This is a genomic window from Bradyrhizobium sp. 164 (assembly GCF_023073715.1).
GTDB lineage: Bacteria > Pseudomonadota > Alphaproteobacteria > Rhizobiales > Xanthobacteraceae > Bradyrhizobium.
On sequence record NZ_JADPKA010000029.1, the window covers coordinates 229,611 to 247,647 of the forward strand.

Annotated in this window: 22 protein-coding genes; 7 read left to right on the forward strand and 15 right to left on the reverse strand. The window is 58.2% G+C overall.

Translation table 11 applies throughout. The features are described 5' to 3' along the window. Nucleotides 1–199 precede the first annotated feature (199 nt). The 4 genes from IVB01_RS12270 (at nucleotide 200) to IVB01_RS12285 (ending at nucleotide 4,620) form a co-directional block, all read left to right on the forward strand. On the forward strand, nucleotides 200–2,179 hold the full coding sequence (locus IVB01_RS12270; protein WP_247494558.1) for a DNA methyltransferase: 1,980 nt from the start codon (nucleotides 200–202) through the stop codon (nucleotides 2,177–2,179). A gap of 432 nt (nucleotides 2,180–2,611) precedes the next feature. Then, on the forward strand, nucleotides 2,612–3,253 hold the full coding sequence (locus IVB01_RS12275) for a hypothetical protein (RefSeq protein WP_247494559.1): 642 nt from the start codon (nucleotides 2,612–2,614) through the stop codon (nucleotides 3,251–3,253). A gap of 43 nt (nucleotides 3,254–3,296) precedes the next feature. Further along, nucleotides 3,297–3,938, forward strand: a complete 642-nt coding sequence (locus IVB01_RS12280; RefSeq protein ID WP_247494560.1) for a GIY-YIG nuclease family protein — start codon at nucleotides 3,297–3,299, stop codon at nucleotides 3,936–3,938. A 73-nt stretch (nucleotides 3,939–4,011) separates the two neighbouring features. Continuing rightward, complete coding sequence (locus IVB01_RS12285; protein ID WP_247494561.1) at nucleotides 4,012–4,620, forward strand: hypothetical protein; 609 nt, start codon at nucleotides 4,012–4,014, stop codon at nucleotides 4,618–4,620. 537 nt (nucleotides 4,621–5,157) lie between these two features. Here the strand turns inward: IVB01_RS12285 and IVB01_RS12290 are convergent. Beyond that, complete coding sequence (locus tag IVB01_RS12290; RefSeq protein WP_247494562.1) at nucleotides 5,158–5,337, reverse strand: hypothetical protein; 180 nt, start codon at nucleotides 5,335–5,337, stop codon at nucleotides 5,158–5,160. Between the two features lie 899 nt (nucleotides 5,338–6,236). Between IVB01_RS12290 and IVB01_RS12295 the strand changes: the two genes are divergently transcribed. Beyond that, a complete protein-coding gene (locus IVB01_RS12295; RefSeq protein ID WP_247494563.1) occupies nucleotides 6,237–6,458 on the forward strand; it encodes a hypothetical protein in 222 nt (73 codons plus the stop codon). A 43-nt stretch (nucleotides 6,459–6,501) separates the two neighbouring features. Further along, on the forward strand, nucleotides 6,502–6,684 hold the full coding sequence (locus IVB01_RS12300) for a hypothetical protein (protein WP_247494564.1): 183 nt from the start codon (nucleotides 6,502–6,504) through the stop codon (nucleotides 6,682–6,684). Nucleotides 6,685–6,716: 32 nt separating this feature from the next. Here the strand turns inward: IVB01_RS12300 and IVB01_RS12305 are convergent, their stop codons facing one another. The 13 genes from IVB01_RS12305 to IVB01_RS12365 form a co-directional block, all read right to left on the reverse strand. Beyond that, nucleotides 6,717–6,983, reverse strand: coding sequence for a DUF3551 domain-containing protein (locus IVB01_RS12305; RefSeq protein ID WP_346659333.1), 267 nt, complete (start codon nucleotides 6,981–6,983; stop codon nucleotides 6,717–6,719). Nucleotides 6,984–7,728: 745 nt separating this feature from the next. Further along, nucleotides 7,729–8,151, reverse strand: coding sequence for a hypothetical protein (locus IVB01_RS12310; RefSeq protein ID WP_247494565.1), 423 nt, complete (start codon nucleotides 8,149–8,151; stop codon nucleotides 7,729–7,731). A 17-nt stretch (nucleotides 8,152–8,168) separates the two neighbouring features. Beyond that, nucleotides 8,169–8,390 (reverse strand): hypothetical protein, encoded by a 222-nt coding sequence (locus tag IVB01_RS12315; RefSeq protein ID WP_247494566.1) that lies wholly within the window; start codon nucleotides 8,388–8,390, stop codon nucleotides 8,169–8,171. Between the two features lie 217 nt (nucleotides 8,391–8,607). After that, the gene (locus IVB01_RS12320; protein WP_219680802.1) at nucleotides 8,608–8,778 is read right to left on the reverse strand and encodes a hypothetical protein; all 171 of its coding nucleotides are present in this window, start codon (nucleotides 8,776–8,778) and stop codon (nucleotides 8,608–8,610) included. Between the two features lie 374 nt (nucleotides 8,779–9,152). Next, the gene (locus tag IVB01_RS12325) at nucleotides 9,153–9,389 is read right to left on the reverse strand and encodes a hypothetical protein (RefSeq protein ID WP_247494567.1); all 237 of its coding nucleotides are present in this window, start codon (nucleotides 9,387–9,389) and stop codon (nucleotides 9,153–9,155) included. A 274-nt stretch (nucleotides 9,390–9,663) separates the two neighbouring features. Then, nucleotides 9,664–9,930: a hypothetical protein gene (locus IVB01_RS12330; protein ID WP_247494568.1), complete on the reverse strand. Its 267-nt coding sequence runs from the start codon at nucleotides 9,928–9,930 to the stop codon at nucleotides 9,664–9,666. 231 nt (nucleotides 9,931–10,161) lie between these two features. Next, nucleotides 10,162–10,461 (reverse strand): hypothetical protein, encoded by a 300-nt coding sequence (locus IVB01_RS12335; RefSeq protein ID WP_247494569.1) that lies wholly within the window; start codon nucleotides 10,459–10,461, stop codon nucleotides 10,162–10,164. Between the two features lie 239 nt (nucleotides 10,462–10,700). After that, complete coding sequence (locus tag IVB01_RS12340; protein ID WP_247494570.1) at nucleotides 10,701–11,081, reverse strand: hypothetical protein; 381 nt, start codon at nucleotides 11,079–11,081, stop codon at nucleotides 10,701–10,703. 166 nt (nucleotides 11,082–11,247) lie between these two features. After that, complete coding sequence (locus IVB01_RS12345; RefSeq protein ID WP_247494571.1) at nucleotides 11,248–11,769, reverse strand: DUF4760 domain-containing protein; 522 nt, start codon at nucleotides 11,767–11,769, stop codon at nucleotides 11,248–11,250. A gap of 71 nt (nucleotides 11,770–11,840) precedes the next feature. Further along, entirely contained in the window at nucleotides 11,841–12,182 is a 342-nt protein-coding gene (locus IVB01_RS12350; RefSeq protein WP_247494572.1) for a hypothetical protein, read from the reverse strand. Between the two features lie 30 nt (nucleotides 12,183–12,212). Continuing rightward, nucleotides 12,213–12,833 (reverse strand): SAM-dependent methyltransferase, encoded by a 621-nt coding sequence (locus IVB01_RS12355; RefSeq protein ID WP_247494573.1) that lies wholly within the window; start codon nucleotides 12,831–12,833, stop codon nucleotides 12,213–12,215. 20 nt (nucleotides 12,834–12,853) lie between these two features. After that, on the reverse strand, nucleotides 12,854–13,498 hold the full coding sequence (locus IVB01_RS12360; protein ID WP_247494574.1) for a hypothetical protein: 645 nt from the start codon (nucleotides 13,496–13,498) through the stop codon (nucleotides 12,854–12,856). 266 nt (nucleotides 13,499–13,764) lie between these two features. Next, nucleotides 13,765–14,601, reverse strand: a complete 837-nt coding sequence (locus IVB01_RS12365; RefSeq protein ID WP_247494575.1) for a hypothetical protein — start codon at nucleotides 14,599–14,601, stop codon at nucleotides 13,765–13,767. A gap of 487 nt (nucleotides 14,602–15,088) precedes the next feature. On the opposite strand from IVB01_RS12365, the gene IVB01_RS12370 reads away from it, so the two are divergent. After that, complete coding sequence (locus IVB01_RS12370) at nucleotides 15,089–16,846, forward strand: adenylate/guanylate cyclase domain-containing protein (RefSeq protein ID WP_256464842.1); 1,758 nt, start codon at nucleotides 15,089–15,091, stop codon at nucleotides 16,844–16,846. Nucleotides 16,847–16,990: 144 nt separating this feature from the next. Here IVB01_RS12370 and IVB01_RS12375 read toward each other — a convergent pair whose 3' ends face one another. Beyond that, nucleotides 16,991–17,347 (reverse strand): hypothetical protein, encoded by a 357-nt coding sequence (locus IVB01_RS12375; RefSeq protein ID WP_247494576.1) that lies wholly within the window; start codon nucleotides 17,345–17,347, stop codon nucleotides 16,991–16,993. Nucleotides 17,348–18,037 lie beyond the last annotated feature (690 nt).

The following is an 18,037-nucleotide window of genomic DNA, read 5'->3' on the forward strand; positions in this document are numbered from 1 at the left end:
GCTCTTCCCCTTCGCCCGGCTCTTAGGCGATCAATTGGAAGTCCCCAGCCTTAGTCCACCGCAGCTCGAGCACCTTGCGACAAGGTCGAAACATAGCTGCGCCTTCGAGCGGCTTCTCCGGGACATATCTCCGGCTCGTTTTGGTTGCGACTACAAGATGTAGGTGCAATAAGATGAACTGTTGCGGGGGGCAGCCGAGTTGACACCAGACCAATTCATAACGAAGTGGCGAAACGCCGAACTTACGGAGCGTGCGGCTGCGCAGTCCCACTTCATCGACCTATGCCGCCTTCTAGGGGAGCCGACCCCAAGCGACGCGGATCCGAAAGGCGAGTGGTACGCTTTCGAGCGCGGAGCAACCAAGACGACCGGTGGCGAAGGTTGGGCGGATGTCTGGAAGCGTGATCATTTCGGCTGGGAGTACAAGGGCAAGCGCAAAGACCTGACCGCTGCATTCGCGCAGCTCCAGCAGTATGCACTCGCGCTCGAGAACCCCCCGCTTTTGGTGGTTTCCGACATGAACCAGTTTCGCATTCAGACGAACTGGACCAATACCGTTTCGCAAAGTCACGAGTTCAAACTGGAGGATCTTCGCGATGCGAAGGTCCGCGAGCAACTGAAGTGGGTTTTCACCGACCCCGAGCGCCTCCGACCGGGAAAGACACGGCAGACCCTAACGGAGGAGGCCGCGGCGGAATTTGCTGCGCTAGCGCAGCGCTTGCGTACCCGAGGCCTCGAGCCAACTGCGGTTGCCCACTTCGTAAACCGATTAGTGTTCTGCATGTTTGCGGAAGATGCCGAGCTGCTTCCAAACAAGATGTTCTTGCGCATGCTGCAAGCGGCGCAAGCGGAGCCAACGCAATTTCGACGCCACGCCTCAACGTTGTTTGCTGCGATGAAGGACGGGCTAGCGGTTGGTTTCGAGCAGATCGAGTGGTTCAACGGAGGCCTGTTCGATGACGGCGAAAGCCTCGACTTGCATGAAGATGAAATCGAAATTTGCCTGCGAGCCGCGAACCTTGACTGGAGCGAGATCGATCCTTCAATCTTTGGCACCCTTTTTGTTCGCGGACTAGATCCCGACAAGCGCTCGGAAACCGGTTCGGAGTACACGGATCGCGACAAGATAATGATGATTATCGAGCCGGTGATTACGCGCCCTCTACTCGGAGAATGGGACCTCATCAAGTCTGGGATTAGGAGCTATCTCGACCCGGCCGAGCGAAACGTTGACATTGCTGTTGAGAATGCGTCCTCATTCCCGGAATTGCAGGAAGAAATCCGAGCGGTGAGATCGCATCTCGCGAAACGTCCACAGCTAGAACTGTTCGAGGAACTGCCGAAGCAGCGAAGAGTAAGAACATTGGATGCCGTCCGCGCGAGCTTGCGCTCCGCGGACAAGGTGCTCGTCGACGCGCGGCAAAGAGCTGAAGGTGAGTTGAGGCAGTTTCAGGCGAAGCTGCGAAGCTTTCGTGTACTCGACCCGGCCTGCGGATCTGGAAACTTCCTCTACATCGCGCTTGTTGAGCTAAAGAACGTGGAGCGTCGAGTTGCCGTTGAAGCCGAGCTGCTCGGTTTCCCTCCCAGTTTCCCATCGATCGGTCCAGAAGCGCTATTTGGAATAGAGCTAAATCCGTATGCCGCGGAGCTAGCGCGGGTGTCGGTTTGGATCGGTGAAATTCAATGGATGCGCCGTAACGGCTTCGACGTCGGTCGCAAGCCCATCCTGAAGCCACTGCAGAACATACGGCGCGCGAATGCAATCATTGATGAAGAGGGGCAGCATGCAGTTTGGCCGGCAGCGGATGTGATCGTAGGTAACCCGCCGTACCTCGGCGCCAAGCTCATGAAGCGTCGCTTGGGCGTCGCGGAAACAGAGGCCATTCGTGCACTGTATACGGACCGGTTGCCGGGATTTACAGATCTGGTCTGCTACTGGTTTGAACGAGCACGCGAGCTAATTGAGAAAGGAGCAGTCAAGAGGGCAGGCTTGGTGGCTACAAACTCGATCCGAAAGAACACTAATCTTCCCGTCATGCAGCGGATCGCGGCCACAACTCGCATCTATGAAGCCTGGAATGAAGAGCAATGGACGGTTGACGGCGCCGCGGTTGACGTTTCGCTCATTTGTTTCGGCGAAAGTGATAATCTAGAGACTAGATTGAACGGGGGGTTGTAGGCTCGATCAATCCCGATCTCACAACGGGCCTAAATCTGACCCTCGCAAAGGCTTTGCCAGAAAACAGAAGCGCTGCGTTTTTGGGAATTCAAAAGAGCGGCCCGTTCGATGTATCTGGCGAGATAGCCCGAAAATGGATGCTCGCCCCGACAAATCCGAACGGAAAGAGCAACGTTGAGATTTTGAAGCCGTACTGGAATGGCGACGACGTTGCGGGGAGGCCGCGTGATGTATGGTTCATTGATCTCCCCGCTGGATGCTCGCGGAAAGAGGCCGCGCTTTATGAGCTGCCCTGCTCATTTGTCGACAACTCCCGATGAGAATGGAAAGCTTCTAGAGACACTAAGAAAGGAAAGTGGCAGTTCCAGCGAGAGCTATCCATGGTGGCAGCCATGGCGCCCTCGTCCCGATATGAGATCAAGAATTGAGCGCTTGAGCCGATATATTGTCACTCCAGAAACGGCGCAGCACCGGCTTTTTGTCTGGCTCTCCTACCCGGTGCTTCCGGATAAAAATCTGATCGTCGTTCCGCGAGAGGACGATCTGATGTTCGGGCTTTTGCACAATCGCTTTCACGAGCTTTGGGCGTTACGGAAGGGTTCCGATTTGGAGGATCGTCCGCGCTACACTCACACAAGCACCTTCGCGACGTTTCCTTTTCCTGCTGGCATGACACCGGATGTGCCACTCTCAGAAGCGAGAGCTCATCCCTCTGCAGAGAGGATCGAGCAGGCGGCTCGCAGGCTGAATGAACTACGCGTTGCATGGCTTTATCCAGAAAATCGCGTCACGCGAACTGCTGAAGTGGTATCCGGCTTTCCAGCCAGAGCTCTTCCAAATGGCCCCGACGCAGCGCGTGAGCTATCCAGTCGGACGTTGACCGCGCTCTATAATGAACCTCCCGCTTGGCTTGTGAGTGCGCATGCAGAACTGGATGCTGCTGTCGCAGGCGCGTACCAATGGGCCGCCGATATCAGCGAGACCGAGGTTCTTTCTGAGCTGTTCAGATTAAATCAAGAGCGTGCCGGCAGGCAGGTTGATCGGGTAAACGCGATCAATGCGGCCCGTGATTGACCAATTCCTCAACCGCTAGGGCGAACGGAACTGAAAGCGAAAGATGGCCGAAATTGTCTACGTCCTAACGAACGGGGCTATGCCCGGAATAGTAAAGATTGGCTGCACCCAAAGCGATTTGGCGACGCGCGTCCGGAGCCTTTTTCAGACGGGCGTACCGCTTCCATTTGAGGTGTTCTATGCTTGCGAGGTTTCAGATTGCAGGTTTGTCGAGAGGCAACTTCATGACGCTTTTGGAGACCATCGAGTAAGCAAGAGCCGCGAGTTTTTTCGGATTGCGCCCGAACGTGTCAGGGCCGCCCTTCTCGTCGGAGCGAAAACGGAAATTAAGATTGGCGAGGAGATCTTCGAGAACCTGCCCGAGACCTCCGAGACTGCTTCCGAGGTGAAAGCAGAGGTGGAGGCTGCCAAGCGAAGAGGGCGGTTCAAGTTTTCAATGATTGGCATCAAACCCGGGACGGAGCTGCAGCTTGAACGAGACAGCAGCATCGTGTGTCGGACAGTCGATGAAAATAATCACGTCGAATACCTTGGCCAGGTTCTTTCCATCAGCCGAGCGGCTCTTCAGGCAGTACAGTCATTGGGACTTGAATGGGACAACGTGTCAGGACCTTGGGCATGGACTTATCAGGGTAAGCGGCTTGACGACATCCGCCGGGAGATCGAGGGTTTGGACGACCTTTGAAATTAACGGTCAACGTAGAGGGGCAATGCGTTTGACGCATGATCGAACATATTGCACGGAAGCGAATGCTTAGATGATTGCTGAATATGCAAGCGCCTTCTGGGAAGTCGCGAAAGGCACCAAAAGTGAGGTCTGGGCGGCTTGGTTTCAGGCCGTCGGTTCCGTCGGCGCGATCGTCGCCGCGATCTGGGTCGCACGGCACCAAACTAATGTAACCCGTACGATTGCGAAAGAAGAGCTGGCCCGTCAGAGCGAAGCGGTCTCCGCTTTAGCGACGGTCCATGCCCTCAATATCAGAAATGAAATTCGACGCATCCGCAAAATCATCGCGGATAACGAAGCTAACCTTGAGGTTCTGGGAAAATCTGGCGCCCAGGCTGCTCTCGTAGATCTTCTTTTCACTTCGACGGGCATAGATAGTTACCTGCTTTCAAGTGCCAGTTCACTGCCCAAAGAAGCGCGGTTGTCTTACCCGCAGCTGATTGCTTTGAAAGAAATGTACAATGCCAGAATGCGAGAGCTCTATGAAGGCATGGAAAAGGCGAAGGATACGAACCTGCCGGCGGTGAACAACGCTGCCCACACTCTCCTCGGCGCAATCGAAACGTTGCTAGACGAAATACGAAAGGCGACCGGCGCTACTAACGACGGCGCCGTCCTGCAGATGCGAGATGTGCAATAACTTCATCGGCAAAGAAACGGCAGCGTCTGAGTGAGGCTCTAGGTGACGGTCAAAGCGGCTTCGGGATCGATGCGGTGGCAAGTCATGCTGCTCCATGATCCGTTATGTCGACGACCCGAAAACCCATCATCGCAGCTGTCCGGGAGGGAGGCCGCCCCGCTATTGCCGCGAAATAGCCAGAGGCTGCCCGAATTGGTTAGCGAGTTGTTAATCCGCGTTCGGCAGGCTTGCGGTAAGCGCTGCCGATTAGCCCCCCAGCCACGGTAGCGCGACGCGATGGCCGGCGGCAGTGATGCCCGTCGGCCATTTCGTTGGTGACCGGCGCTCGCAAACGCCGCGGTGGATCTCCCCAGAGGGCGGGGCTTGTGGACGCGTCGGTCATGAGGTCAACGCTTACCGCCCACAACCGCCACAATCCGTTCTGTCAAGCCAGAACGTCGGGCAAAGTCTTTCCAAAGAAGGGCAAGTCCTTTCCAACAAACAGGAACGGACTACGGACGAAAGACGAACCTCCGGGGTTTGATCAAGCTGTCCAATTTAGCGCTTGTCGAATGCCTTCGCACGCTGGAACAGAACGGTTTGAAGTCCGGTGATGATCAACTTGTTCAGTGTCTGGCAATCGCTGGGCGACAGATAAGGAAGCTGGCGCGAACTCTTCCACTGCTCAATGGCGGCAGTGACCGTGGCGCATAATTCGTCATCAGTCGGGCTGGTCATTTGTCGACCTCAATGCGATCGGATCGGCGCTACCTAATCCGCTGCGGATGTGACCTTGCCACCTTAAAGTCGACCGCCGCCGCTCGATCACTCTAGTAACTGAGCAAAGATTTTCCCAGTCTTCCTACTCGCTCGTCCCCGCTGCTTCTGAAAACGCTGCAAGCGAGCGTAAACCGCTTGCTGGGTGCGGCCTAGCCGTTCGCCCACCTCCTCAGCTGTAGCACCTGCGCCAGAGAGCGAGAGCAGTTCCACCTCTTCGTTCGGCAACCACGGACGCGTCGATGTGCGATTGTTCGTCATGCGCGACGCTCTCAACGCCTAAATACGCGGAGGCGCCGGGCGCCGGGATGGGTCGGAAAACCGAGTTGGCTGCTCTGAGCGCGGCGGCGCGGGCAAGCGGCTGGCTCTGGCACGCGATTACCGCGCGTCATCCACGCTGCCAGTCGAGCGTAGCTTCGCCTGAGAGCCGGAACGAACCAATCAGATGCGCCCTCATGATCCATGCGCAGAACAATATCCCCGATCCATTTAGAAAAGATTGCCGGTTGTTCCCGATCCGTAACTGATCGTAAACCATGCGATGGCAACAAACGGCCATGGAAGCCGAACACCCGCTTGAAGCGATGGGTCAAGACATCGGTCGGGAGGAAAGGCGCAGGCCCCTTTTCAATCAGCATCACCGGCAAATGCTCGATCCTCTCCGTGACCGCGATTGGGTGTCTTCTTCTAAGCTTACCGATCACCCCGGAACAAAGCTTGCCCTTCTACGGAACGGATGGATGGAGCGACGCTCAACCGGCAAAGGTCTCGAATATCGTTTGACCGAAGCCGGCCTGACAGAACTTAGCCGCCCCCGATAAGGTGCAAACCGCTGAGAACCGACGAACGTGTCACAGGCCATGGAAATGATCGTCGCCGGCTACGTGAAGGTGCGGGACCGACGTGCATTGGCAGATTTGTTAGCGCATCGCCGCAAGGTGCTGGGCGAACTACAGGCGGTCTCCGGCATCAATCCCGCGAACGCTGTTCAAGCCGTCCAAGACGAAATAGCAATTATTGAAACCGGCCTAGAAGAACTCAAACCGCCGCCCGGCTCGCTGCCCGAAAACGAGTGGAGCTAGCGCGTGCGCGTTAAACAAGATCAATTGGGACAGGATCGGCCGCATGACGGAGCCCGGCCGTTACAGATACTTTTTCGGTTATCTAACCGTCACGGCGGACGACATCGAAGTGTGGACGCGATATCCCAACGCGACGTTCACCTTGATCGCGCGAATGGCCGACGAGCAATCGGTGGGCGAAGAATATCGTCTAGGCGCATTCGACATCGGCGATCCTCAACAGTAGGACGAAGCTACCGAAGGTAACACCATCATCATCTACCGCGGCCCGGTTTGTGATCTGGAATAGCCTCGGGGCCAATACGGATTGTCCAAGCACATGGCGGGAAGTCCCGCCGCTGCTGCCCGGCACTGATCCCAAGATGTAAACTTGCACTCGAAGTATGTGCTGCCACCCCAGACCCACCTTTGCAGGCAAACCGGGTATCTGGGATCGTAGGTCTGCGCCGTGGCGGACGCGACCGCGGACACTGTCGCACCGCCGAGCAATAGCCAACGTAACGTCTTGCGCATGGGCCGCCTCATTTTGTCGAACGATAAACGCACCGACTGGCAAGTGGGTCAAGTCGGCCAGCATTCCGCACGGCGTTGGCCGACGTCCGATCGTTTTCACCTTCGCGCTCCCCCAGCACTTCCGAGATCAAATGTACGAGCATTGTTGGACGTTCTCAACGCACTGCGTAGCGGTTCCAGAATTAACTCGCCGCGGCGACATCAAGCTTAACCCGCGGTTTCGATTGCGCCGGAGCTGCTGAGCGTTAGCCTCTCTGCACCGGACATTGCTCCCGTCCGGGCTCACCATGGCGACGCCGTCGCGCCATTATATTCGGCGCGGCGGCTTCGTTTATCGGCCACAACGGTATGAGCTTCATTTGGCGAATAGGCCCAAGGATGACCGGTCCGATCTCGTTGAGATGCGGCGACAGATCACGAACTTGCGCTCGCAACACTCTGACAATCGTCTCGTCACATCGCGATTGAACCGCTTCCTCGTGAAGATTGCTTTTCTCTCAGAGCCAAAAGATGCGGCCCACGCCCGACATCTTCAGTCTGAATTCGCTCGGATGCTGCGAACTGTTGACGAAATCGTCTCACGAGGCCGATCCACGAAGTCGCGGCCCAAGTAACACTAACGCACGAACGTTGTTGCGCCGATCCGGACTAGCGCAGATGCTGGATGCAGTCGCGAAGTCGTCCTCGTTTCGCGTATCGGCGCCTTCGCGGCGAGGGGTCGCCGTCCCCTCGGTCGGCGGCCCCGCCCATGGGCAGCCTAGTAAGCACGCCGCACTACTCGCGGCAGAGATGGCAATCTCGGAGAAAACCGGTGGGCAAGCGCGAGCACTGCGGCTTCGTCGGTTTCGAGCGCGATCTTCTGGGCGAGCATCACATCGCCAGCCGCCAAAGCACGTTCGGGAACGAAACACCAGCCGATCGCGGGCTGCCCTGATGCGTCGAGCTCTACAACATTGCTCAGGGTACCATATTGAACTCGATATCGTCTGCCCGTGTGAGAACCGGTGACTTCGAAATAGTTGTTGGCATCGAATTGCGCGCGCTGCTCTGGAGATAACCAATCCCGCAGCAGACGCCGCGAACGCGCTTCCGGGCCATTTTGCTCGGTGAAGCTCCGATAAAGCTCACGGAGGGCACGGAAGCGCGTTCTGTTAGCGTCGCTGCGTCTGAACGGAAACATTGCCGTATCGCGATAGCTTAGCCGCCGACGAGACGCGGATAGAATAGTGTCTCATCCGCGGTGGGATCAAACGACCGTGTGACCTTCAGTTCACTGCCCGCCTTTCGCGTCGCGGCAGTAAACCCCTGATCAGTGAGTTGCTTAAAACGCCGTTCAGCCTCGGCGAGCGCCTTCGGCTCAGTTTGCTCAAAGAAATGTCTGCTGTCGCCTGTGTGGTCCATCACAATCTGGGTAGCCATGGAAGAGAACTCCGCAACGTCTAGGGCTCTGATGAAGGAAAGAAACCTAGCTGCACTAAAAAGTGTTCCTAAGTTCGGCATGACTGGCAGTTCTTCTGGCGACGCTCGAACTCGACAAATACCCGATCCGCCGCCACCTAACGCCGGCACGGATCGGCGCGGTCGATCCGACGCGACGCGACCCGCGCCAAGGCGTAAGGTACCTATCTAGACCGTTTCACGACGTCGCGTACCAACCGTCAGGAAATGAAATGAGCGGCCAGTGCGTGTTTTCGGCGTTGTCGTTCGCGGCGGCGGGTTTACTCGCAGTTGTAATATCGGAGGGGCAGTCCTCCACCTCAGCATCACTCGCCGAGCTGCGCTCGGCGCACCTCAAATCGATCTGCATGAACAAAGCTCCCCACCGGAAGCACGGTTAAATTTGCAGAGTTCAAAAACAGCGATCAAGACATAATCACTCGACAAGATATCGGGCCGCGTTGGCTAGCGATAGGAGCGCGAACCTGACCTAGCCGATGGGATGGTTCTCGTATGCGCAGCCGCGGCCTGACAATAAGCTGACGACGAGACCGGAACAGCAAAGAGCAATGCATAGGTCGACGAGCAAAAAGCAGGTGCTCGCGATCCTCGTCGCGCATGTGCCACCGCAATCAGCCCTTCAACAGCTTTGCAAACCACCGCCGCAGTACATCATCGTCAGTCAAAGAAGGCCTCAGCGGCACCGGGGGATACGCTGAGGCGGATCAAGTCGCGCTGCCGAGGCTACGCCTCTGACGTGCCTTCGACCTTGTCACTGCCGATCAAGCTGCCTGCTTCCCGTGCTTCCAATGCCATGGTGACCTCCTCCAAGATGATGATGCCAGAAGCCAATGGAGCGACATGGCAGCGGCTCCTCCGGTGCTCGCCGAAATCGACGAAAACCTGATCCGACGCGACCTGACGCCGGCGCAGCGGACGAAACTGACCGCGAAGCGGAAGGCGGCATATGAGGTCGTGCATCCTGAAACCCGAAACGGCGCCCGCTGGGCGGAGCCGCGCTAAGGTTTCGCAAGTTGGGAAAGCTATCGACAGCTTTACGGCCGATACAGCCGCCAGAAGCGCGCCGGTCCGTCGCTTCCGTAGCCCGCGACGCGACCGGCGCCAAGGCGCTGGGCCCCGATCTTGATCGCGTCGCCGGGACCTCGCTGGACAAGGGCGCCGAACTGGACGCTCTGGCGGCGATGGCTGCCACGACAGTCGCCCGGTTAGCGCTCCGAACAGCATTGCTCGGCTGTCAGAACACGTTCGCGAGCCGCTCGAGCAGCTCTTCCCATTCGCCGGGCTCGTAGGCGACCATCTGAAAGTCACCGGCCTTCGTCCACCGCAGCTCCAACACCTTGTGACCGAGGTGACGAACCTGAATTCGCGAGAACTCATAGGGGCGCCCAGATCTCGATGGGGTCACATACGAGCCCGACAGTCCGCGGTGCTCGAACTCACGCAGATATTTGTCCTCGCCCTCGACGGCGATGATGCCGACGAGATCCTCAAACCGAAGCATGTCGTACGCCAGCCGCCCGAGCTTTTTGGCTCGCTTCAATCTTGACTGGCGGTCGATCGCTCTCATCGGCAGCTTCTCGTGGATGAGGAGCGGCGGCTCAGCGCCGCCGCTCCGTTGGCCTGATCTCCTTTTTGCGTCTCGCTCAGTTCGAGCCGTACTTGCGTTTTAGCGGCCCGTCGCCGGCTGGAACGACGAACTTCCACGCATGCGGGAGATCGGCGCTACGCTCATCTAGGAGATGAGCACTTGCCGCAGCAGCTTCGTCACGCGCCGTTCTGAGGCTAGTCGGATTTGAGGTGCATCGCCGCCCCGAACAACAACGTCCATCTCGGAAAGAGCGCACTCGATTTGAAACCTCGCTCCCGTAATGCTTTGCGGTCGAAGATGATCGGCGTAGAGCGCCAAGTCGACGAGCTTGCCTTGGATCTTGTCTTGCCCCGTGGTGTCGTGCTCACGGTCGAGGTCGAACCACTGCTTCGCGAGCAACTCATACTTTTGAACGAGGGTAAGCACCGGGCAGTTCTCTTGCATGTCGTTTCTCCTCTTGCGCTGATGCGCTGTTGTTGAACGAGAAGAAGCGTAACGGCGTGCCCAGGAATGCCAAGCGTAGAGTTGCATCGTGTGGGATACTACAATCTGTAGTATTTGCGGACTCTGATGCGAAAATTGCCTTCGATGTCAGATGGAAGGCAACGATCCTACGGAATGTAGTTGACGGACTACGCTTCGTAGCCAAGCCATTTTTTTTAAGCGGCGTTTGATGCAGAAGGCTAGTTCGGCCGGCTCAGTCCGCAAAGCTGGAGTAGTTCTTGCGGCGCTGAGCGCAACGAGAGCGCGCCTTTCCAGCGCACGAAGGGGAGCGGCCGCGAGTTGGCGAGCACGAACGCGAAGTGCTCGGGCGCGTACCACCGGCTCGCGTGGGACCGGACGCAGTCGACGATGTCAACCATGCCGATCACGCCCCCGAGCTGCGGCTCGCCCCTGAGACGCACTCCGAAGCGCCTCTCGATCTCGTCCGGCCGGATCGCGTCTGGACGTTGGCTTGCGTGGATCAGCACGGGACCGCGATAGGTGGTCGCCCAAGAGCGGTTCTCGACGTCCTTGAGCGCGTTGGCGCCGGTCTGGACGTCGGTCCCGCCGGTGACGATCAAGCTCGCCCAAGGCTGTCGTATCGAGATTACCCGCATTGCGAGATCAGAATAGCGGCAGACCTCGCAATGCCAATGGAAAAGCCACTCGTTACGACAGATAATCCAGCAACTGATGAATGTATTCAGCAGCCGGCACTCGCCACACTGAGGAAGCCTGACCAAACCGCTAGCTCATCTTGACCGCGCGGTTGTTCCTCTTCCATTCCTCAACTCGTGCCTTCCACCTGCCGTTCAAACTTGTCAGCTCAAGATATGCGGCGCCGTGATCAGGACGTTGCCTAAGACGCTTGATCAGAAGTTCGCATTCGTTGCAGTGGCGGATCAGAGTATCAGCCCAAAAGTGGTAGGCAACGTCCTCATCAATGACGTCCTTCCTGATACCGACAGCAAGCAGCTCGTGAATGTTGAGATACGACCTTACGTGCGAGTATTCGTCGCTAGCCTCAAACCGGGCCATCAGCGCCGAGTTTCCCGTATGCGTCGCCAAGACCAGCGCCGCCGCTTCATATTTCGAATGCGCGGTAAGCATCGGCTGATCCATCTCAGTCTTGATAAAGAAATCAACGGCCGCTCTATTCTTCGCGATGCTACGTTGCACTCGGATCGCTCGCATTGCCACGATGCTGGCTATCAACGCGACGCTCGCTGTTGCAATAGGCGCGTGCGCCGCTAACCAATCCCAGTCCATGCAATTTCCCTCCAAAACCTTACAAAACACACGCGCGTGTATTACAGCTCAGATACACCCACCATCATCATTTAGTCGAAAGAGCAACTAGTCCGGCGTCGGCGTTGGGAATTTACTTGCTTCGCCAACACCGCCAGCAGCGCGGCCCTCTTCGCGTCGAAGAACTCGGCGTAGGGGAGCGAGGGATCGTTCGCACGCGGGGCTTTGAACGAGGCGTTCAGCTCCCGCAGCTCGCCTCTCGACTTCATCGCCGCGAGGCGAGCATTCACCTCCGCGACCGCCGCGCGGGCGCGATCGATCGCGATGGCGTGCGGCGTGATGCACACGCCGCCCTGACCGGCAAGCTGCTCGAGCTGCGCGCCGCCTGGCTGGGCAGCGACGTGATCGTGCTCCTGCTTGAAGCTCGCCGGCAATTCAGATGTAAGGCGGAGCGGCCCGGCTGCCTACCTCGGGTAATCGCTGTCCAGTTCGAAAACCTTCCGGCAAGGCGGTATCCACGTCAATTGTGTCGATCGAGCTCCGGATTTCCTCCATACCAGCCAGGCGTAGCCCGTCGCGGTGGATGCCTTCCGATCTAGCCGTCCCTTCACCATTGGAACTCGCTCTGTGTACTGAGCGCAGATCAACGGTGGCGTCTTCTCAAACAGATTGCGGTACCTTCCAACGCTCTCAATGAACACGGTGCGCACTAGGACGGCAACGCCTTCTCTGGCGACGACGAGTGAACGTTGGACAAAGTCCTCGGCCAACCGGAACGGCGGGTTCGTGATCACCCAATCGACGGCATTCGCCTCGTAGGGGACGTCGAGATAGTTTCTTACGGCGCCATAGCCGTACTTATAAGCGTCGGAAGCGCGCACCTCGCCGAAATGTTCTTTTAGCACTTTCGCCATGTGACCGGCGCCGCACGCCGGCTCAAGGCAGCTTTGGCTCTTGAACGGACCGAATTCAGCCATGACGTGCTTCATAAAGCCGCGCGTAGCCCAGGGAGGCGTCGGAAAGTCGTCGCGGCTGTTCGCCGCCTCGGTACGCTGCGCCATGACGGCGTGCGATCGGTTCTGCATCCCCTTACCCCATCCCTCGATTAGATTCGGTCTAGCAGATCATACAGTTGCTGCTTGAAATAGGCATTGGCTTCTTCGACGAGATCGTAAACCGGAAAGCCGAAGTGATCGTTAAGCTCCGGTCCGACCAGAGAGTGCGGCCTCGGTATGGACCGCCGGCCATAATAGAAAATGATCTTCGCTTCGGCCCTTTCAGCCTTGTACCCTGCAAGCTCGCCGTAACTCTTGAGCAGCATCTGAGTGACGATCAGATCCCTCCTGATTGACCGGATCTTGCCGGCGTCGAACTTCCCGAAGCCTCTTTTGACCTCATAAGCTCGGAGCGTTTGGTCAGCGCTGTCGAAGACCATCATGTCAATTTGGAGCGTGCGGATGCTCTCGCCGTACGGCAACAAGGCCATATCCGCCTGGTGCCCGATAAGCTGATCTGCGGCGTGCGAAACGCGGAAAGCATCTTCTCTCCAGACCTTGTGCCGATTGCTTTCGCGAAGGCTCTCCAACATGGCACGCTCGAGGATCGTGCCATGGCGCTTGTAGGCCGAGCTGATGATGCTGGTCTGCCGCGAATATTTTTCGCCAGCGATCGGATCGGTCTCGAAGTTGGCAGATGCCAGCGTCGAGATCGTCTGATTGACTATCGGCTTAACCCGGTCAAGATAGCTCATGAAAAGATCGCAGGTTCTGAAAAGATCCTGCAACCTTACATATTGCACCGATGACCGCGGCCAACACATGAAGAGATGGTTAACGCTCAGTCCCCCCAGTGCCGTCTGCCAGCCGCCGAAGTGCCGATGAATTTGGCCTGATGCTGTCGGACCTTCGCGGCTTTTCGCCCTTAAGCTTCGCGGCAACCTTCAAAAGACGTTGTCGTGTTGTCCTTCGCTCACTGCCTGAGCCGCCATCCCGCCCCACATCGACGCCGCCTCAGCTCTCAGCCCGTAACGGGCCGGATTTCTGTCTCGATCGGTCGGTCGCGTGGTTCGCTCACCCGTGCGACGCCATCGAGCGCCGCCAGCACGTGGCTCGGGTGAGTGAGTTCAGTCCCGTCAAAAATGGTCCCAGGACCGTCGGCATCAACCAACCGAATCTGCCAAAACGGGCTTGGACGTACTGGCGGCTCGGCAGGATGGAAGGAGATCTGCTCGAACAGCGCCTTGTGACAGCGGATCGCTGGAAGTGGCGCCATGCGCCGGATCATCCCACGCCCATTACCGATGTCCTCGACCGCATCCGGGTCGCCGATAATGGCGCCATTGTCTGAACGTACCCACAAACTGAGACGTTTTGAGCCAATCTCCTCGCGAGCTCGTCCTTGACGAGCGCGAGCGAGCATGTGGGCGGAGACAAGGGGCTCAAGGCCAGCCGGCAGGGCGGCGTTAATTTCCGCGTCCTCCATAGCTGCGGCTGCCACCTCCCGAAGCAGCGCGAGTGCTTCGCGGTTGATCTGGGAGAGTTTCTCGGAAATCCGTTGAGCCAGCTCACTGTTAGTGGCCCGCTGTCGGTTGTGCCGCTCTCGGAGCGCGATCTCTGCCTCAGCGGTGTCTTCCCTCTCCAGTTCGCTCTGGAGCGTCTCGATGAGAACCGACAGGCGCTCCTTTTCCATCGTCCGCCAGTCGTATTCGTCCTTCCAAGAGGCGAAGGCTTCGCGACCTGCCTTGCTGGCGTCGGCCTTAGCTTCGGCAAGCGCTGCAAGGCCGCTTTCGTTTTCTGTCAGTTCTACGCGCGCCTGTTCGAGGCGCGCGCGACGATCGGTTATGACATCAAGCATGCAGGCTCTCCAAGCGTTTGCGGTTGAGGGTGAATTCGGCGCCGCCGGGTCAAACACCCGAAAAACCCGGCGGCGCACGCACGGCTGTCCGAGGCTGCGACAGCCGGTGAGCTGCGATCACTGCTTTGAGGTTGACTGTGCTCACGATCGCGCTCAGGCACTGAAGTAATCTCAGAATTGCGATGCTCGCGACAAGCCCGTCGTCGCGCGGAAATGCGCGCCGGTCTCTACTCGCAAGCCAGCATCGCCGTCAGGAGGTGTGAGGTCCGCTATGCCCCTGATCGCGGCTCAATACCGGAACTTCACCGAAGGTCCGATTTGGGCCAGGAACAGACGTCTACCGCCTTGTCCAATCAGCCCGTCGCCTAGGGCGCTCACCTTGGTTTGATGGCTGTGGTATTTGACGCCGATTGTCGCTAACGTCTTCAAACAAGTGCCGGTTCAGACCGGTGGGGTTAAACGCTTCACGCCTCGGCGGGAGAATCCCTTGACCCGCGCACCGCTCGTGCGACGTCTTACAGCGATATTCGCGGCCGACGTCGCCGGTTATAGCCGTTTGACGGGCATGGACGAGGAAGGCACGCACGTCCAGCTGAAGGAACATTTGCGGGTCTTGATTGATCCAAAGATTGCCGCCTATCGCGGGCATATCGTCAAGAACACCGGCGATGGCCTTTTGGCCGAGTTCAATAGCGTTGTGGACGCGATGCGCTGTGCGGTCGATGTTCAGCGTGGCATGGCGGAACGCAATTCAGACGTACCGGCGAACAATCGAATTGAGTTTCGGATCGGTATCAATGTCGGCGATGTTATCCAGGATAATGGGGACATATTCGGCGACGGTGTCAACGTAGCAGCGCGTCTCGAAGCGATTGCGGAGCCCGGTGGCATTTGTGTATCGGATGATGCCCACCGACAACTCCGAGATAAACTTGATGTTGTGTTTGATGATGCCGGCGAGCAGAACCTCAAGAACATTGGACGCCCGGTCCGCGTGTTCAAAGTGAGGGATCGTGGTGCGGCAAGCCACAGGCCCACATTGGCGCTCCCGGACAAACCCTCGATTGCCGTACTACCTTTCCAAAACCTTAGTGCAGATCCAGAACAGGAGTATTTCGCAGATGGCGTCGTGGAGGATATCACGATGGCGTTGTCGCTCTTTCGTTGGCTATTTGTGATAGCGCGTAATTCGAGTTTTACGTACAAAGGCCGGCACGTGGACGTGAAGCAGGTCGGAAGAGAGCTGGGAGTGCGCTACGTGCTCGAAGGTAGCGTGCGCAAAGCCGGAAACCGCATTCGTATCGCCGGTCAGCTGATCGATGCTGAAACTGGAGCACATCTCTGGGCGGACCGTTTTGAGGGTGCGCTTGAAGATATGTTCGATCTACAGGACCATGTAACCGCCCGCGTCATTAGTGCTATCGCCCCCAAGCTGCAGGTTGAGGAGATCAGGCGGGCCAAGCGCAAACCAACCGAAAATCTGACTGCGTATGACTTTTACCTGCGCGGACTGGCGAAAATTCGCCGGTGGACAATGGAAGCGAACCGCGAGGCGCTCGAGCTCTTTTGCAGGGCGATCGAGCTCGACCGTGGTCTGGCGTGCGCCTATGGCATGGCCGCGTGGTGCTACGTACAGCGCAAGGCGCGTGGCTGGATGATCGAGCCTGTGCGAGAGAGTGCCGAAGCTACGCGGCTGGCCCGGAAAGCCGTGCATCTCGGCGGAGATGACGCCGTCGCGCTGTCCAGGGGTGGATATGCACTCGCCTTTGTGGCCCAGGAGTTCGACGACGCCGCGGCGTTCATGGATCGGGGACTGGCGGTCAGTCCCAACTTGGCCGAAGCTTGGACGCTTAGTGGCTGGCTGAGAGTTTGGGGAGGTGAGCCGGACTTGGCACTTGAGCATGTTGCGCGTGCCATGCGCCTGAGCCCGCTCGATCCGTCCATGTACGGCATGCAGGGAGCCATGGCATATGCCCATTTTCTCGCGAGCCGATATGATGTGGCATCGTCATGCGCCGAAAAGGGAATGCGCGACAATCCGAATTTTCTGCTGACGATCTGCATTTTCGCTGCCAGCAAGGCGCTTGCCGGACAGCTTGAGCCAGCACAGAAAGCCATGGCACGGGCGCTCGAACTTAACCCTGACTTGCGGGCCTCCAATCTCAGAGATCTAGCACCATTCCGCCGAGCGGAGGACCTCGCTACGTTCGCCAAGGGTCTCCGCAAAGCAGGCCTTCCGGAATGACGTTGCTTGCCTCGGCCGCGCGTTGAATGAAACGGCCGCGCATAGGCTCACGTCCGAAACGGGTCACGAGCGGTAATGCTCCGACCTGTCGTAGGGCTTCCGCTCGATCATCAGAAGCCGACATTCCCTAGTTCCACGTGAGCCTTACACACTGCCTTGCGCTTCTCGGCCAGCCTCGCCGGTGTTTTCCTTCGGCGGTATCACCTCGCGGAAACGAGCAAGATTACGCATCGGCACGCTCATCAAGAACGGCAGCGCGACGACTTCCCACAGGTCAGCCCTGCCTGATTTCTTTCGTCCGTAGCCTTCAGGGTTCAGACCATAAACGTTCAGCTGACAGAGCCTGCGCATATGGCTCTCGGATACGCCCGCAATGTATGCGGCTTCCTTCAGTCCTATAGTGTGAAGCTCACCGGCCGCCCCGCGCTCGCGCGAACGAAGAAGCTGAAGCACTACCTCCAGCTTTTCGATCAATGTCTCGTTGGTTTCGCAGCAGTTCATCCAAGCGATCCCAATTCCAGCGGAGGAGACCGCCCACGGCTGGTCAACGAGAAAAGGCGGTGCCGCCGCCGATAGCCCGCGACTTCGACATGGCCACGGGCCATGAGCCGGCGGAGAGCGCGCCTGACAGAGACAAGTTGCGAGCGAGAACAACGCGACTGCCTAAATCCCCGAAGCTGGGCGCCATACGCAAGAGAAGCGAGCTCGCGAGCTGATGCCTGATCAAACCTCTGCAATACCTGGAGAAGGCGCCGGCGTAAGCTAAGGGGCCTGTTGGCGAAACCGGTTCGAGGATTAGGAGCGGAGATCATAGGCATCTCCAATCCAAATTAAACTTAGCTTCCGCCTTTGCCAGATACGGTGAAATAGCGGGCCCATCGCGCTCGCATGGCGGCGAGGCGGTGAAAGATACTTACCGAAAACGGGCGGAATTCGCGGGCGCCGAGCGGCTTCCGAGCGCGCAGGTGGCTCGCTGCCAGCCGACACGTGAAAACAGCGGCCAGAAAAACACCGCCTCCAGCGCGCGGCGCACGATGGGCGTTGCCGCTGATTGGGCGGGCCATGATAGCGGTCCCGCCGGTCCGCGTCTCCGCGACCTCGCGCCCCGAGCAGTGGCTCAGCGCCGCGCGCACGCTGACGCGCGCTCGCTCTGAACTCTATTTGCTTGGCGGTGCTGTTGAGGTGAGGGGC